Source organism: Maribacter sp. PR66 (genome assembly GCF_028464205.1).
GTDB classification, from domain to species: domain Bacteria; phylum Bacteroidota; class Bacteroidia; order Flavobacteriales; family Flavobacteriaceae; genus Maribacter; species Maribacter flavus.
The window spans coordinates 966,912-981,352 of record NZ_JAQPCH010000001.1 but is presented as its reverse complement, the minus strand read 5'-3'; the positions used below and the strand labels follow the sequence as shown (position 1 = coordinate 981,352).

Here is a 14,441-nt window from a genome sequence, read left to right as displayed (position 1 = left end):
ACCTATTTAAAATGAATTGCAGCCAATTGTTCGTAACTAGTGTCCATGGAAAGGTCCAAAAACAAGTTTACCTTCAAGATTGTCTTCAGTTATCTCCTGCTATTGGTTTTGGCCGGAATAGCGAGCTTTTACATTTACTCTGAAATTGGTACGTATATCAATACAGGGAAAACCGAAAAAGAAGACGCGAAGCTACTCAAGACAAGTGCCCTCATTACCCAACTTTATGAGGCAGAAAGTCTATCCAAAATTGCACTACAGTCCAAATCAACAAACGATTTCAACACCTATTTGACCAAAATCGATTCTACCTATACGGATATCGAACACTTAAAAGGAGTTACAAACAGCGAATATCAAAACCAATTGTTGGACAGTCTAACGCTTTTGTTGGAAAAAAAAGTGGATAATTATAAGTCCCTTAGGACACTTAAAACAAGGGACCAAACCAAACAGGCAATAGACAAGGCCTTGGATGAATTTGACCAATTGGAGGAATCTTTGGGGGTCATTACCCCAGAAGGTATCGCTCCAAATATACATGAGCTCTCCCCAAAAGCGCAGCAGGTAATAAGGGACGTGGCAAAATATTTAAACGAAAACGTGCCAGAGGACACGAGCAATGAAAAAGCTATTAAGGCAGATAGTATTTTAAAAGTATCCAGGGAACTGCTTAAGGAAGTTCAAAAAGAAAACTCTTTGAACGAAAGTAGCCTAGCCTTGAAGGAAATCGCCTTCAATAAGACGGATATCGAGCTCTCACAACAGCTTCGCACTATAATTTCATCTTTTGAACAGGAGATTCTAATAAACTCTATCAATGAAAACATTAAAAAAGAAACCGCGCTCAATCGCAGTGTGCGCTTATCCATCATTGCTGCACTTTTGGGTTTTTTGGTAGTTGGAATATTCATATTTATCCTGAATAAGGATTTTTGGAAAGCAAGCCTGTACCGAAAGAAATTGGAACAGGAGAAAAAGTACTCAGAAGCCCTTTTGAAAAGTAGAGAGCAACTAATAGGAACCGTTAGTCATGACCTAAGAACACCCATCAATGCCATCATAGGATATACCCAATTATTGGAGGATTCAAAAGTGACAGAATCGCAGTTGCGATATCTACGTCAAATCAAATCGGCATCGGACTATGTCAACAACTTAGTAAACGACCTATTGGATTTTTCCCAACTGGAAGCCGGAAAAATGACGCCAGAGAAAACGGCCTTCTCGTTGTATGAATTATTACTGGAGATTGTAGATGATTTTAAATCGACCCAGAAAGAAAAAGGATTAAAGACGGAGGTCTATATCGATGCCGAATTGCATAAACCGATAATCAACGATCCATTGAGAATCAGGCAGATTGTTTCAAACCTATTGGGCAACGCTTACAAGTTTACTGACCAAGGAAAGATTGGTTTAAAAGCAGTACTTGACCAAAAGCGAAAGAACGTAAAAATTATCGTTTCCGATACGGGAATTGGAATTTCATTACATGAACAGCAGCAAATTTTTAACGAATTCACACAGATTAAAGACACAGACCTAAAAAAGTACGGGGGCTACGGTTTAGGACTCACCATCTCGAAAAAATTAACGGAGCTGCTGGAAGGAAACATAGGCCTGAAGAGCGATTTGGGCCAGGGCAGCACCTTTACCTTGGAATTACCGGTAAAATTCACCAAGGAAAAGAAACTAAAGGACTCTAAGGAAGTTCAAAAAATACCCCTTAAAGACGTTGAAATACTCATTATAGACGACGATGCATCCTTTCTACAAATGTTGGGCGAAATGTTGGAAAGCGAAGACATAAAAACGCATCGTTATGCCGGGTTACATCAAATAGATGAGGACGGTCCTTTGACCTATGATGTTGTATTAACGGATATTGAAATGCCACAAGCCACGGGTTTTGATGTAGTTCGAAGTTTTAAAACCGGGGCGTTCCGTCATTATTCAGGTCAACCAATAATAGCCATGACGGGCAGAAGGGATATGAAAAAAAGTCAATTTACGGAACATGGATTTAGCGATTTCCTTATAAAGCCCTTTACGAAAAACGAGCTTTTACGGACAATTAAAGTCCTAAAACCTGGAAGGGAGATGGAGGAAGACAGCTCTACGGAAACTGGCAAAGGCAACTTTAAAAATTTGTTCGATCTTACATATCTGAAAACATTTCTTGGCGATGACGAAGAATCCGTGCGGGATATACTAAGTACGTTTCAAAAGGACACCTCAGCCAATCTACAAGAACTGGAGCTGGCATTCAAGGACAAGGACCGTGAAACACTGGGAAAAACGGCCCATCGAATGCTTCCAATGTTCCGTCAGTTGAAAATTACGGCCTGTATCCCAGATCTTGAAAAGTTGGAGAAAAACGAAAGAGAGGAAGGTTTAGAAGAACTTGAAGCAGCCCTATACACTCTAAAAAACAATGTTTTGACACTACTTGAACAACTGGGCAAAGCATCTGTTTAGGGCATGCTACTACTAAACGTCCAAGTTGTAATGGTGAATTCTATTGTACAGTGTCTTTCTGGTGACATGTAACAATTTTGCCGCTTTTGATTTATTATAATTTGTACGTTTTAAGGCACTTAAAATCTGTTCCTTCTCAAAATCCTCCTTGGTCATATTTGTGGAATCGGCGGTAAGTTTCGCCGGGGCAAACATCTCGGAGGGGAGGACCTCTTCCATTATTTCATTACCTTCAGTAAGCAATACGGCCCTTTTTATAATGTTTTGGAGCTCCCGTATGTTCCCTGGCCAGTGGTACGCCCTAAAAATTTCCCACACCTCCTTCGAAAAATCCTGTATTTCCTTTCCGAGTTTTTTGTTGGACAGTTTTAGGAAATGATAGGCCAAAACTGACAGATCTTCCAATCTATCAACTAAGGAAGGAACTTGCAAGGAAAATTCGTTCAGTCTATGGTACAGGTCCTCCCTAAAATCCCCATCACTCACAGCCTGTTTTAAATCCTCATTGGTAGCGGAAATTATGCGTACATCCACATCTATCTCCTTGTTACTTCCAATGCGCTTTATTTTTCTTTCCTGTAGTGCCCTTAATAATTGAATTTGGTTCTGATAGGACAGGTTGCCTACCTCGTCAAGAAATAAGGTACCTCCGTTCGCCGCCTCAAAACTTCCTTCCTTGTCCGAAACCGCGCCCGTAAAACTTCCCTTCAGATGTCCAAAAAATTCACTGGCGGCAAGTTCCTTGGGTATTGCGCCACAATCCAGCGCTACAAAAGGTTTATCGCATCTTTTGCTAGAATTATGAATTGATTTGGCGGTGACCTCCTTGCCTGCTCCACTTTTCCCAATGATAAGGACGGACATATCTGTTGGGGAAACTAGGGAAATATATTGATTTAGTTTTTCCGATGCGGAACTAATAAATTCCAGCTCCATCCGATCATTGTCCAAATCTTTCTTCGAAGTCCCTACCTGTCTAAATTCATTAATATCCCTATCATTATCGGATTTGGGAGCTTGCCCTTTATAGGTTAGGGCTTTTTCAATGGTCGCCAAAATTTGATCCGGTGTAAAGGGCTTGGAAACATAATCAAAGGCGCCTTTCTTCATAGCTTCCACGGCCGTTTGGACCTCAGCGTACCCGGTCATGACAATTACAGGTATACTTTTATTCGTTGATGTAAGGAGTTGGATTCCATCCAAATCCGGAAGTCGCAAATCGGTCAATATCAAATCGATTTTATTTTCCTTGATTTGTTTTGATCCATCGGCCCCAGTTGAACTCAGTAAAACTTCATAACCATTTTTATCTAAAAACCGTTGTAACATTTTTGCGAACGAAGTATCGTCCTCTATGATAAGAATCCTTGGCATTTTGGTAATTCATTTTTTGGGGTTTTATAAATTTAATGGAAGCTGCCAAGTATATCATTTAAAATTATCATAAAGATTCATTGCAGTACGGATAGGGTCAAAAAAAAAGGAAAGACAGTATTTTACTGCCTTTCCTTAACCAAACCAACTTGATACAAACAAATTAAAGTTTTGTATTTGTCAATTACATATCCAACCAATTTCCTTGTTCGTCGGCATAAAGTATACCGGCCGTCCCATCTTCCAAAGAAACTTCAAGTTTATACTGCTTCTTATCGTTTACATACGCTTTGTTTATGGTAGCAGTTGGATAACTATTATTGACCGCATTCGTTACGGCATCCGGAAGTTCCGAAGTTGCGATTTCCGAAAAATCACCTACAGTAGTGACCATTTCGGCGGCATCTGCTTGTGCTATATCGGCTTCTTGAGCCATTATTGGTAAACTTCCTATTGCCAATGCTCCCATTAAAATTAACTTTTTCATGATTTCTGGATTTTTTAATTAATAATCATTTTCATTTACACTTAATAGTGTAACAAAATGGTGCCAGTATCGTACATTAAATTTACTATTCTGATTATCAGTATTTTAAAAAATTCATTACACATTTAAATTGGGTAATTATGTAGTATTGCACTGCTACAGTGTGTATTAATTACACAGTGATACAATTTGGCAATCAAGTTATACGTGTTCTGGTTTAGGAATGGGCCAAAATTTACGCCGTTGCTCTTTCTGTGCCAAAGGCGTGGAGATTGAAAATAGCATGGTCTCTTTGCAATTTCTTCAATGAAGGCAGAGGAAAAATGGGCAAGTAAATTGGCTCATTTTTAAATTGGAAATGGTATTGAACTGGTTACGATTTATCATCATAAAAAAAGACCGCTGAGCGGTCTTTTAAAATCCTTTTATGAAAACCTCATAGAGGGATTTCTTTTGTTAAATTAAATACTTTTAAAAAATTAAGTATTTATAAATCAAACTATTAAATCAATTTTAACTGCCTGAAATTATTTTTTATTGGTAATCCAATTTCCATAGGGATTAATGTATACCGTTCTTCTCGTTCCACTTTTTAGCACCATGACCAGCTTAAATATTCCCTTGGAATTTCTATAGGCCGCTCCCAATTTGGAGGTAGGATACTCCTTTAATATTTCCTCAACTACCGCAGGTGTCAATTCACTTGATGGTATTTTTTCGAAATCGTCAGAAATTGATACATTCTGAACGTCCATGTTATTTTGAATGGGCATGGCCTGTGTATTCCCTAACAACCCAACTGTGATAAAACATAGTATTAAGTACTTTTTCATTTTAAGAATCTTTACCTGTTAGTATTTTACTTTCATTCTTATGTACGGAGCAATTTGTTCGTTGGATGCCCTGCACTCCATATTTATAATTTTTTAACGCACAAAAAAGACTGCCTAAGCAGCCTTTCCTGAATAAACAAGCTATAGAGAACAATTTACATTTCAAGCCAGTTCCCATCGGAGTCGGCATAAAGTTCCATAGAACTACCATCTTGGGTAGTAACTTCTAATTTATAGGTACTTTCCTCATTTACATGTGCCTTGTTGATTGTGGCTCCCGGATAATCCGTCTCCAACGCCATTGTTACGGCCTCGGGAACTTCGGATACCGAAATTTCCTCAAAACCTTGAACAATTACCTCTTCCATGATACCATCGTGAAATATGATGGGGGTAGCTGCAGTACCCATGGTCAAACTTCCTATTGCAAGTGCTGTGGCAAATACTATCTTTTTCATCTTTATCTATTTTAGTTAAACATCTTTGATATTTCTGTTGAAAAAATGGTGCCAATAGAAAATCACCCCCCTTTTTTCATATTTAAGATTTTGTTAATCAGTTGTTTACTTCAAAAAATGAATTGAAGCTAGGTGTATAATAATGTGCAGAAACAAAAAAAGTGTGTAACGACTACACACTTTTTATACCATGAGGTAATTTTTTAAGCCTGATGCGAATCCTTTAAAAGATCCAAAACCGTCTTCACAGGATTAAAGGTTACCAATGGAACTTCTACGAAAATGGTATTCCAATGCGCCATGGCACCGTTCCACAACCCCGGAAGCTCTAGTGCCTTTAATTCCTTTCCGTTCATTGTTTTCTCGGTGATGAAGCCCTGCTTGGCGTCCACAAAATCCAAGAGATTGTATTTGTTCCCTTTATAGTCCCGAACACCACAGACCAAGTCCACCGGATTGAAGTGGGTCGAATTTTGTAGAATGTCCACTTGCTTTGGGTTATCCATATCGATTTGGGCAGATTCTATTATCTGTAATGAAACCTCACCATCGGCATTCTTAATCCAAAACGGACCGCCACCCGGTTCGCCTTCGTTTTTCACCATACCACAAATGCGGATGGGCCTGTTGATTTTGGATTTTAAAACATGCGTCTTTTCCGTATTGGATAGACTATCGAAATCCATCGAAAATTTTACATTCAGTTCTTCGGATAAAAAAGCACTTATCATATCCAGTTCTTTTTCGGAGACACTTCCCTCATCCAGCATTTTAGCATATTCAAAAGCTTTTTTCTGGACTTTCAGCAGGACACCTGCCAAGGTCTTTTTGCTGTCCGCGACCGCTTTTGCATCCTGCATTACCGCCACGTTATCGATATTCTTGATGAAAATTACGTCGGCATCCTGTTCATTTAAATTCTCTATCAAAGCACCGTGCCCCCCAGGTCTGAACAACACGGTACCATCTGGATTCCGAAAGGGTTCATTGTGCATGTCCACCGCAATGGTATCCGTGGATGGTTTTTGAAAGGAGTAACCCACAGAATACACTATACCTGTATCCTTGGAAACGCGTTCCCCAACCGCGTCCAATTCCGCCTGGAACATTTCCTCATGCTGCTCGGATATCGTAAAGTGCAGTTTACTGCCGTTGGAGGAACTTGCATACAGCGCACCTTCCTTTAGGTGTTCCTCAAAAGGTGTCGCCGTATTTTCTTCATATTTATGAAATGGCAATAATCCTTTGGGATAAAATCCATAATTCAACGCATCCTCGCCTAATAGTTCCTTTACGAACAAATAGACCTTTTCCCCTTCAGAATTAAAACTATTGGGAAGCCTGTCCATGACCTTTCTATAAAAGGGCATTTGTTCCAAACCTTCGGAAAGCTTTTTGATATCCCTATCACCCGTACGTTCCAAATAGGTCTCTAAGGATTCCTTGCCGGGATCATAAGCGTCCAAATAGGAAAAAAGTGCCTTGAACATTCTGGAGGCGGCACCGGAGGCCGGCACGAACTTAAGTATATCCAAGTCCCTAACATTGGATTCGTAATAATCGATCAACTCCCTTTCTTCCCCCTCCGTGAAACGAAGAATCCCGTTACCAACAACGGCGGCACTTTGCAAATCCACAAAGGGAATTCCTTCCTTAAATGTGTTGATTTGGTCCTCCACTTTTTCCTTGGCAATCCCCTTGTTTGCCATTTGTTTCATATCCTGTTCCGATAGTGCTATCATTTTCTGCGTAAATTATCTATGAGTTCAACTGCACGCTTTAGGCGCTCTTTTTTATTCCCTTTTAAGATACTAAAATTGCGTTTATACTTTTCCAAGGTAGCCTTAAAATATTCGAACATTTGTTCCCTCTCGTTGGGTTTGTCCCTAAGGTCGTCCGCTTCCCATGGTGTATCTATATAGGTGAGCAAATAAAGGTCGTAGGTGTTTTCCAAGGCAAACTTTTCCAATAAAGGGTCACAATCCCCAACGTAATAGGCCTCTGAATATACTTTGGTTTCCAAGAGATCCGTATCGCAAATAAGAATTTCCGTTGCTTTTTTGGTAAGCTCGTTTTCAAGTCGCATCTGACCTTCGGCGATAGGTAACAAATCTTCTGGTTCACAGGTCTTGCGTTCGTTGTTCCATTTGTTCTGCAGGTACTCCCGCGCATATTCCGGCACCCAAACCGTATTATAATGTTTGGCCAATTGTTGGGACAAAGTCGTCTTTCCCGTGGATTCAGGACCAAAAAGCACTACTTTTAGGATGCTTGAAGGTTGTTGTCTATACTTTTCTTCCATTCAAAATAGCCTTGGATAGCCAAGATGGTAAATATAAGATATTGCAAGGAAAGCATTCCCCAACCCCTGTAGGCATAAAGTGGAACGGTAATGACATCCGCCAAAATCCAGAGCGTCCAATTCTCCAGTTTTTTAAGTGCCATATACCACATTCCAGTGAAGAAAATGCCCGATGTGATAATATCGATATAGTTCGACGGACCCACCTCCACATCAAAAATTCGATATACGATATAGGTAACGACCATGGTGAGCAGAAAAAGTCCAAAACCGATGCTCTTTTCCCTGGCATTGGTCCTTGAAATCTGGACAATCTTTTTATCGTTCTTGGTCCTGGCCCAATTCCACCAACCGTAAACGCTCATGACCGAAAAATAGAAGTTCATCATCATATCGCCCAGCAATCGGTCCCTATATAAAAGATACACAGTGAGGACCGTAGCGACCAAACCCGTTGGGTACACCCAAATATTTTCCTTCTTCGCGTACCAAACACTTAAAATGCCGGTTACGAAGACAATGGCTTCAATGATAATTATGAAGGTCTCCTTATCCCGATAGGGCCCAAGGAAAAAATCAAAAATGGGGCTCATAGGCGCTTCTGTCGGACTTTACCAATTTCATGTACATCAAGCCCTTGTCCATGAGTTCAAAGGCAATTTTTACCTCGGTCTTCAGCACATCCATAACGGTATCATAGGGTCCGAAAACCTGCGTACTTAAGGGATTTTCCAAAACGACCAATCCGGAATTTCTAAGTTTTTTGATAAAATTGATGATATGTTCCTCAAAATCGTCCTGTAATGGGGAAAAGGTAAGTTCTACGGATATGTCCATATAAATGTTTTTGGTAAAGATATTTGATTATGGGTGCAAAAACTACTCCATTTACCTCTTAATGGCATATACGAGGGTAAAACCCTCAAACTCCAAAAAGTTTACGTCATAGTGGGACACATCCCCTTGGTATAGGATTTCGGCCGTAGTTTGGTTTTGGGCAAAAGAGAAATCGGCCACATTGATATGATGTAAAAAACTGATGCCCTGTTGGCCGTAAATTTTGTAAAGCGATTCCTTGGCCCCCCAAACAATGGTCAATTTCCGAATGATGGCTTCGGTATTCGCCAAGGTCCTGTACTCCTCAAAAGGGGTAAACTTATGCGCTATCCTGAGAATTTTTTCCCTGTTCTTTTCTATATCGATTCCTACTTCTTCTTTCTTACTGATAATGATGGCCGTAAAATGGTGGGAGTGGGTGATGGAAATATAGTTCCCGTCCTTCAAATGGGGTTTTCCAAACTCGTTGTAATATAAATCGGTGTCCTCATAACCGTAAAGTGCCAATAAGTGCCTGATGCTTAAAAAGGCCCTTCGGTGCAATTCAGATTTCATACCATTGAATCGAGATTGACAATGGTCCGTCAATTGGATTCCCGTTCCCAAAAAAACTTCCGTCTCCTCTACCTTCCAAATGGCTATGGAAGTACTCAAATTTACTGTTATAGTTTTGTAAAGAGGCATTGATTTTTCGGGTATTTTGTACCTTTGAGGCTACTAAAAAAGTAAGTTGCATTTTAACGAAAGTAAAAAGAAAAAAACATATGAGCACTACAACCATTCCCTACGTTCCTTTTAAGGTAAAAGATATGAGTCTTGCAGCGTGGGGAAGAAAAGAAATTGAATTGGCTGAGGCCGAAATGCCCGGTCTAATGTCCTTACGTGAAGAGTACAAAAATGAGCAACCTCTGAAAGGGGCGCGTATTGCAGGTTGTTTGCACATGACCATTCAAACGGCGGTATTGATAGAAACGCTCGTTGCTTTGGGAGCAGAGGTGACCTGGAGCTCCTGTAATATTTTTTCTACTCAGGATCAGGCGGCAGCAGCCATTGCAGAGGCCGGTATTCCCGTGTACGCTTGGAAAGGAATGAACGAAAAGGAGTTTGACTGGTGTATTGAACAGACCCTTTTCTTTGGGGAGGACAGAAAACCATTGAACATGATTTTGGACGATGGTGGGGACCTTACCAACATGGTATTGGACAGATATCCCGAATTGGCCAGTGGTATAAAAGGCTTGTCCGAAGAAACGACTACCGGGGTACATCGCTTGTACGAGCGAGTTAAAAAGGGAACCTTGCCCATGCCTGCTATCAACGTGAACGATTCCGTAACCAAATCCAAGTTCGATAACAAATACGGTTGCAGGGAAAGTGCCGTGGATGCCATAAGAAGGGCTACTGATACCATGCTCGCCGGAAAAAGGGTGGTCGTAGCTGGTTATGGTGATGTAGGTAAAGGTACCGCTGCTTCTTTCAAAGGAGCCGGCTCTATCGTTACCGTTACGGAAATAGACCCTATTTGTGCGCTTCAAGCGTGTATGGACGGTTTTGAAGTGAAGAAATTGGAAACGGTGATTGGTACTTCCGATATCGTTATAACGACTACCGGAAACAAGGATATCATTAGAGGCGAGCATTTTAAGGCTATGAAGGATAAAGCCATCGTTTGTAACATTGGCCACTTTGACAACGAAATCGATATGGCATGGTTGAACAAAAACTATGGCGATACCAAGGACGAAATCAAGCCACAGGTGGATAAATACACCATCAATGGCAAGGATGTGATCGTCCTTGCGGAAGGAAGATTGGTGAACTTAGGATGTGCCACCGGCCACCCAAGTTTTGTAATGAGCAATTCCTTTACAAACCAGACCTTGGCGCAAATAGAACTTTGGAACAACAGTGAGAATTATGAAAACCAAGTGTATATGCTGCCCAAGCATTTGGACGAAAAAGTGGCAAAACTACATTTGGAACGCCTTGGTGCCGAATTAACGGAACTTAATGAAGAACAAGCCGAATATATTGGGGTTACGGTAGAAGGACCGTTCAAACCTGATTATTACAGATACTAAACCGAATACTTTCAAAATAAAGCCCTTACCAAAAATAAGGGCTTTATTTTTTATCCTAATGGTTTTTCTTTATTGGATTATCCGTTAAATTCACATTCCATAATCTAAAAGCCGCATAGCGGTGCTACGCAAAAAAAAGAAGCTAATGAACAAAATTATTTTGGTTGCCTTGATAGTCTTTTGGTCCCTTCAAAATTCAAGGGCCCAGGAAGCAGTCTCCATCGATAAAAAATTTACAAAGGAAATTGAACGGCTTGCCAAGGATAAAAAGGTTGCATCGGCATTTAAATTCATAGAGCAACAAAGGGAACAGACCACTCAGGACCACATTGCACTCACTGAAATTCTCGCAGCACCTTTTAAGGAAGACAAAAGGGGTGACGCCTTTGCCAAGCTGCTCGAAGAAGCAGGCGTGGACAGTCTTTGGACGGACAAGGTGGGCAATGTCATCGGTCTTAGAAAAGGTACGAGCGGGGAATCTGGCTATGTGGGGATCGATGCCCACTTGGATGTTGTTTTTCCAGAAGGTACGGACGTTACCGTAAAAAAGGTTGGCGATACCTTGAAAGCCCCGGGAATTGGGGATGATACAAGGGCTTTGGCAAATCTTATTTCCATGCTTAAGGGAATGAACAAAGCTGGAGTCAAAACCGATAAGGATATTCTTATTGTTGGCTCTGTGGGTGAGGAAGGATTGGGCGATCTCCGAGGCATGAAGTACATATTCAACGAATCCGGCATGGACATTGATTCCTGGATTGCCATTGATGGGGGCAGTATGGGAAGGATCAGTAACGCAGGATTGGGCTCCAAACGATATAAACTACTTGTAAATGGAAAGGGCGGGCATTCATGGGGCGCTTTCGGACTTGCAAATCCACATCACGCCCTTGGCAAGGCCATCGATATTTTTTCAAAAGCGGCTTGGGAATATACTTCGGGAGATATCTCCAAGACGAGCTTCAATGTAGGTAGAATTGGTGGCGGGACTTCCGTCAACTCGATACCGTTTGAATCCTGGATGGAAGTGGACATGCGGGCCATCAGCCCTAAAAACTTGGATGAAATCGAAGAAATCTTTAAGCAATCAGTAGAAAGGGCGATAAACGAATACAATTCCAGCGGTATAGAGGGCGAAGTAACCTATAATCTCATCAAGATTGGTGACAGGCCTTCGGGTGAACTGTCCGCTGATATCCCCTTGGTTCAAAGGAGCATGGCCGCTACCGAATATTTTGGGGGTACGCCCTCATTGGGCAGGGGCTCCACCAATATCAACATTCCCATTTCCAAGGGCATACCGGCCGTATGTATCGGCAGGGGCGGATCTGGAGGTGGAGCGCATTCATTGCACGAATGGTATGTGAACGACGAGCCATCCGAAGAATCGATAAAACTGGCCCTCTTGATCACATTGGCGCAAGCAGGATTGGACAAATAATATAATTTTTATTTTATGACGATATATGTGGATATGGACGAAGTCATAGCAGATACATATGGCGCCCATATTGAGATTTATAATGAAGAATTCAATGCCATGCTCACCGAGGAGCATTGTATGGGTAGCGAAGTCTGGCATAAGGTTCCCGAAGCCCATCAGGACAGTGTACGGAACCATGCGCGACGCCGCGGTTTCTTCAGAAATTTAAAACCTATAGCCGACAGTAAGGAGGTCCTGAACGAACTGGCTAAAAAATATGAGGTATATATAGCCTCCGCGGCCATGCAATTTCCCAATTCACTGGAAGAGAAAAGCGATTGGTTGGATGAACATTTTCCTTTTATACCTTGGCAAAATAGAATCCTCTGTGGACATAAGCATATTTTAAAAGGCGATGTTCTGATCGATGACCGAAGTTATAACCTAACCCATTTTGCTGGTAGACCGTTACTTTTCACATCACCCCATAACATCCATACCACGGGAATAGAACGGGTGAATTCTTGGAAAGAGGTGGCAGACAAATTACTGTAGAACAGCATAAAAAAACCCTCACAATGTGAGGGTTTTTTTATAGAGAACTATTTCTTAAGCTTCAAACGGCTCAATGGAAACATAGGATTTCCCGCCTGCTTTTTTCTCGAATTTTACAAGTCCGTCAACACGGGCATGCAATGTATGATCTTTACCAGCATACACATTCTCACCTGGATTGTGTTTTGTACCTCGCTGTCTAACGATTATGTTACCGGCAATAGCAGCCTGGCCACCAAAAATCTTAACGCCCAAACGTTTCGATTCTGATTCCCTACCGTTTTTTGAACTACCTACACCTTTTTTATGTGCCATAATTTTAAGGTTTTATATTGTTATACTTAGAAAATAAAGAATTAGGATTCTTTACCTCCGTCTAATTCATCTTGCCACTTCTTCAACTCATCCCATTTACCCTCAGCGGCCAATTTGGCTTGCGCTGGCCAAGTATCGGTTACGTGGTTACCACGAACGTCTGCGATGATTTCAGAAATTTTCTCCGGAGTGGACTTTGCCAGTTCTGCGAAGGTTGTGATGCCAGCGGCATTCAAGGTCTCTGCAATCTTAGGTCCAATTCCTTCTACCTTTTTAAGGTCATCGGTTGCTGCTTTTGCTTTGGCGGCCTTTGGTTTTGATGCAACCGACTTGGCTACGGGAGTTTCCTGCTTAGCGGCTGGCTTCTCCTCTTTTTTGGCCGGTTCGGCTTTTTTAGCACCTTTGGCTACGATGGATTCGATTACAATCTCCGTAAGGGATTGTCTGTGTCCATTTTTCTTTTTGTAGCCTTTACGTCTTTTCTTGTGAAAAACGATTACTTTATCACCTCTAAGGTGCTTAATGACTTTGGCCTCAACAGCGGCTCCGTCTATAGCTGGGGCGCCAACGGTAACGTTCTTACCATCATCCAAAAGAAGTACATTATCAAAAGTTACCTTTTTACCTTCTTCTGTCTGTAAACGGTGAACGTACACTTTTTGGTCTTTCGCAACTTTAAATTGCTGCCCTGCCATCTCTACAATTGCGTACATATCGTTAAAAATGTATTGTTAAAACCTACTGGATTTTTTCCAAAGGCGGGTGCAAATATACTGCTTATTACGTAACCTACAAGGGTTTTTTAATGATTTTATCCCTTTCCTTGCTTTAGGTTATTGGAGGGTTTAAAAAGCTGCATAAAGGAAAGCGTAAGTACCAAGGAGGTAACAAAACCCATGGTGGCGACCACCAAAAAAACGATGGCCTCAAAATTTTCGTACTCCTTTGCCCATTTCGTGGAAAGCTCTTCCAAAAATCCAGGAGACAATTCTGTTGAATAAAAAGCAAAAAACAACGTAAAAATAAGTGTGGCGACCCCGCCCGTTACAAGCCCGGCAACAAAACCGGCACTATACCCAAAAGTCTCTGGACTCTTCACTTTCAGGTATTTAATGGTTTCGTAAACACCAAAGCCAGTTATTATCATATTAAACAGACTATAAAAAACATTGGTGTGTAGGCCCAAGAGCGCCAAAATCAAAAAATAGGCGATAAGACAGGCGCTAGTTACAATTCCGAATCTAATAGGGAGCGTATAATTTTTCATCTGTTTATTTTTCCACATAAGTTAATGA

At 41.2% G+C, this 14,441-nt stretch carries 16 protein-coding genes; 4 read left to right on the top strand and 12 right to left on the bottom strand.

What is annotated here, in order from left to right:
• Positions 1 to 45: 45 nt before the first annotated feature.
• Positions 46 to 2,481 carry an ATP-binding response regulator gene (locus PP181_RS04275; protein WP_272636095.1) on the top strand — a complete coding sequence of 812 codons (2,436 nt, stop codon included), beginning with the start codon at positions 46 to 48 and terminating at the stop codon, positions 2,479 to 2,481.
• Positions 2,482 to 2,493: 12 nt separating this feature from the next.
• Here the strand turns inward: PP181_RS04275 and PP181_RS04270 are convergent, their stop codons facing one another.
• The 9 genes from PP181_RS04270 to PP181_RS04230 all read right to left on the bottom strand — a co-directional run bounded on the left by PP181_RS04270 (position 2,494) and on the right by PP181_RS04230 (position 9,456).
• Positions 2,494 to 3,855 carry a sigma-54-dependent transcriptional regulator gene (locus PP181_RS04270; RefSeq protein WP_272636094.1) on the bottom strand — a complete coding sequence of 454 codons (1,362 nt, stop codon included), beginning with the start codon at positions 3,853 to 3,855 and terminating at the stop codon, positions 2,494 to 2,496.
• A gap of 184 nt (positions 3,856 to 4,039) precedes the next feature.
• Complete coding sequence (locus tag PP181_RS04265; RefSeq protein WP_272636093.1) at positions 4,040 to 4,342, bottom strand: hypothetical protein; 303 nt, start codon at positions 4,340 to 4,342, stop codon at positions 4,040 to 4,042.
• A 527-nt stretch (positions 4,343 to 4,869) separates the two neighbouring features.
• Positions 4,870 to 5,175, bottom strand: coding sequence for a hypothetical protein (locus tag PP181_RS04260; protein ID WP_272636092.1), 306 nt, complete (start codon positions 5,173 to 5,175; stop codon positions 4,870 to 4,872).
• Between the two features lie 155 nt (positions 5,176 to 5,330).
• Positions 5,331 to 5,633 carry a hypothetical protein gene (locus tag PP181_RS04255; RefSeq protein WP_272636091.1) on the bottom strand — a complete coding sequence of 101 codons (303 nt, stop codon included), beginning with the start codon at positions 5,631 to 5,633 and terminating at the stop codon, positions 5,331 to 5,333.
• Positions 5,634 to 5,836: 203 nt separating this feature from the next.
• On the bottom strand, positions 5,837 to 7,375 hold the full coding sequence (locus PP181_RS04250; protein WP_272636090.1) for a DUF4301 family protein: 1,539 nt from the start codon (positions 7,373 to 7,375) through the stop codon (positions 5,837 to 5,839).
• Positions 7,372 to 7,935 carry an ATP-binding protein gene (locus PP181_RS04245; RefSeq protein ID WP_272636089.1) on the bottom strand — a complete coding sequence of 188 codons (564 nt, stop codon included), beginning with the start codon at positions 7,933 to 7,935 and terminating at the stop codon, positions 7,372 to 7,374. The genes PP181_RS04250 and PP181_RS04245 overlap by 4 nt, the downstream gene beginning before the upstream one ends.
• The gene (pnuC, locus tag PP181_RS04240; RefSeq protein ID WP_272636088.1) at positions 7,896 to 8,528 is read right to left on the bottom strand and encodes a nicotinamide riboside transporter PnuC; all 633 of its coding nucleotides are present in this window, start codon (positions 8,526 to 8,528) and stop codon (positions 7,896 to 7,898) included. The genes PP181_RS04245 and pnuC overlap by 40 nt, the downstream gene beginning before the upstream one ends.
• Positions 8,512 to 8,772: a hypothetical protein gene (locus tag PP181_RS04235; protein ID WP_272636087.1), complete on the bottom strand. Its 261-nt coding sequence runs from the start codon at positions 8,770 to 8,772 to the stop codon at positions 8,512 to 8,514. The genes pnuC and PP181_RS04235 overlap by 17 nt, the downstream gene beginning before the upstream one ends.
• 51 nt (positions 8,773 to 8,823) lie before the next feature.
• The gene (locus PP181_RS04230) at positions 8,824 to 9,456 is read right to left on the bottom strand and encodes a 4'-phosphopantetheinyl transferase family protein (RefSeq protein ID WP_272636086.1); all 633 of its coding nucleotides are present in this window, start codon (positions 9,454 to 9,456) and stop codon (positions 8,824 to 8,826) included.
• Positions 9,457 to 9,536: 80 nt separating this feature from the next.
• On the opposite strand from PP181_RS04230, the gene ahcY reads away from it, so the two are divergent.
• The 3 genes from ahcY to PP181_RS04215 all read left to right on the top strand — a co-directional run bounded on the left by ahcY (position 9,537) and on the right by PP181_RS04215 (position 12,831).
• Complete coding sequence (gene ahcY, locus PP181_RS04225) at positions 9,537 to 10,853, top strand: adenosylhomocysteinase (RefSeq protein ID WP_154917964.1); 1,317 nt, start codon at positions 9,537 to 9,539, stop codon at positions 10,851 to 10,853.
• Positions 10,854 to 10,998: 145 nt separating this feature from the next.
• Positions 10,999 to 12,294, top strand: a complete 1,296-nt coding sequence (locus tag PP181_RS04220) for a M20/M25/M40 family metallo-hydrolase (RefSeq protein ID WP_272636085.1) — start codon at positions 10,999 to 11,001, stop codon at positions 12,292 to 12,294.
• Between the two features lie 15 nt (positions 12,295 to 12,309).
• The gene (locus PP181_RS04215) at positions 12,310 to 12,831 is read left to right on the top strand and encodes a 5' nucleotidase, NT5C type (RefSeq protein WP_272636083.1); all 522 of its coding nucleotides are present in this window, start codon (positions 12,310 to 12,312) and stop codon (positions 12,829 to 12,831) included.
• Between the two features lie 54 nt (positions 12,832 to 12,885).
• Here the strand turns inward: PP181_RS04215 and rpmA are convergent, their stop codons facing one another.
• The 3 genes from rpmA to PP181_RS04200 all read right to left on the bottom strand — a co-directional run bounded on the left by rpmA (position 12,886) and on the right by PP181_RS04200 (position 14,413).
• Complete coding sequence (rpmA, locus tag PP181_RS04210; protein ID WP_099544685.1) at positions 12,886 to 13,146, bottom strand: 50S ribosomal protein L27; 261 nt, start codon at positions 13,144 to 13,146, stop codon at positions 12,886 to 12,888.
• 41 nt (positions 13,147 to 13,187) lie between these two features.
• Positions 13,188 to 13,859: a 50S ribosomal protein L21 gene (gene rplU, locus PP181_RS04205; protein WP_154917961.1), complete on the bottom strand. Its 672-nt coding sequence runs from the start codon at positions 13,857 to 13,859 to the stop codon at positions 13,188 to 13,190.
• 98 nt (positions 13,860 to 13,957) lie between these two features.
• Complete coding sequence (locus tag PP181_RS04200) at positions 13,958 to 14,413, bottom strand: DUF4199 domain-containing protein (protein ID WP_272636082.1); 456 nt, start codon at positions 14,411 to 14,413, stop codon at positions 13,958 to 13,960.
• Positions 14,414 to 14,441: the final 28 nt, after the last annotated feature.

Excerpts from the sequence above, each read along its gene's own strand:
- PP181_RS04275 (WP_272636095.1), top strand. The coding sequence starts at position 46 with ATGGAAAGGTCCAAAAACAAGTTTACCTTCAAGATTGTCTTCAGTTAT.
- PP181_RS04270 (WP_272636094.1), bottom strand. The coding sequence starts at position 3,855 with ATGCCAAGGATTCTTATCATAGAGGACGATACTTCGTTCGCAAAAATG.
- PP181_RS04265 (WP_272636093.1), bottom strand. The coding sequence starts at position 4,342 with ATGAAAAAGTTAATTTTAATGGGAGCATTGGCAATAGGAAGTTTACCA.
- PP181_RS04260 (WP_272636092.1), bottom strand. The coding sequence starts at position 5,175 with ATGAAAAAGTACTTAATACTATGTTTTATCACAGTTGGGTTGTTAGGG.
- PP181_RS04255 (WP_272636091.1), bottom strand. The coding sequence starts at position 5,633 with ATGAAAAAGATAGTATTTGCCACAGCACTTGCAATAGGAAGTTTGACC.
- PP181_RS04250 (WP_272636090.1), bottom strand. The coding sequence starts at position 7,375 with ATGATAGCACTATCGGAACAGGATATGAAACAAATGGCAAACAAGGGG.
- PP181_RS04245 (WP_272636089.1), bottom strand. The coding sequence starts at position 7,935 with ATGGAAGAAAAGTATAGACAACAACCTTCAAGCATCCTAAAAGTAGTG.
- pnuC (WP_272636088.1), bottom strand. The coding sequence starts at position 8,528 with ATGAGCCCCATTTTTGATTTTTTCCTTGGGCCCTATCGGGATAAGGAG.
- PP181_RS04235 (WP_272636087.1), bottom strand. The coding sequence starts at position 8,772 with ATGGACATATCCGTAGAACTTACCTTTTCCCCATTACAGGACGATTTT.
- PP181_RS04230 (WP_272636086.1), bottom strand. The coding sequence starts at position 9,456 with ATGCCTCTTTACAAAACTATAACAGTAAATTTGAGTACTTCCATAGCC.
- ahcY (WP_154917964.1), top strand. The coding sequence starts at position 9,537 with ATGAGCACTACAACCATTCCCTACGTTCCTTTTAAGGTAAAAGATATG.
- PP181_RS04220 (WP_272636085.1), top strand. The coding sequence starts at position 10,999 with ATGAACAAAATTATTTTGGTTGCCTTGATAGTCTTTTGGTCCCTTCAA.
- PP181_RS04215 (WP_272636083.1), top strand. The coding sequence starts at position 12,310 with ATGACGATATATGTGGATATGGACGAAGTCATAGCAGATACATATGGC.
- rpmA (WP_099544685.1), bottom strand. The coding sequence starts at position 13,146 with ATGGCACATAAAAAAGGTGTAGGTAGTTCAAAAAACGGTAGGGAATCA.
- rplU (WP_154917961.1), bottom strand. The coding sequence starts at position 13,859 with ATGTACGCAATTGTAGAGATGGCAGGGCAGCAATTTAAAGTTGCGAAA.
- PP181_RS04200 (WP_272636082.1), bottom strand. The coding sequence starts at position 14,413 with ATGAAAAATTATACGCTCCCTATTAGATTCGGAATTGTAACTAGCGCC.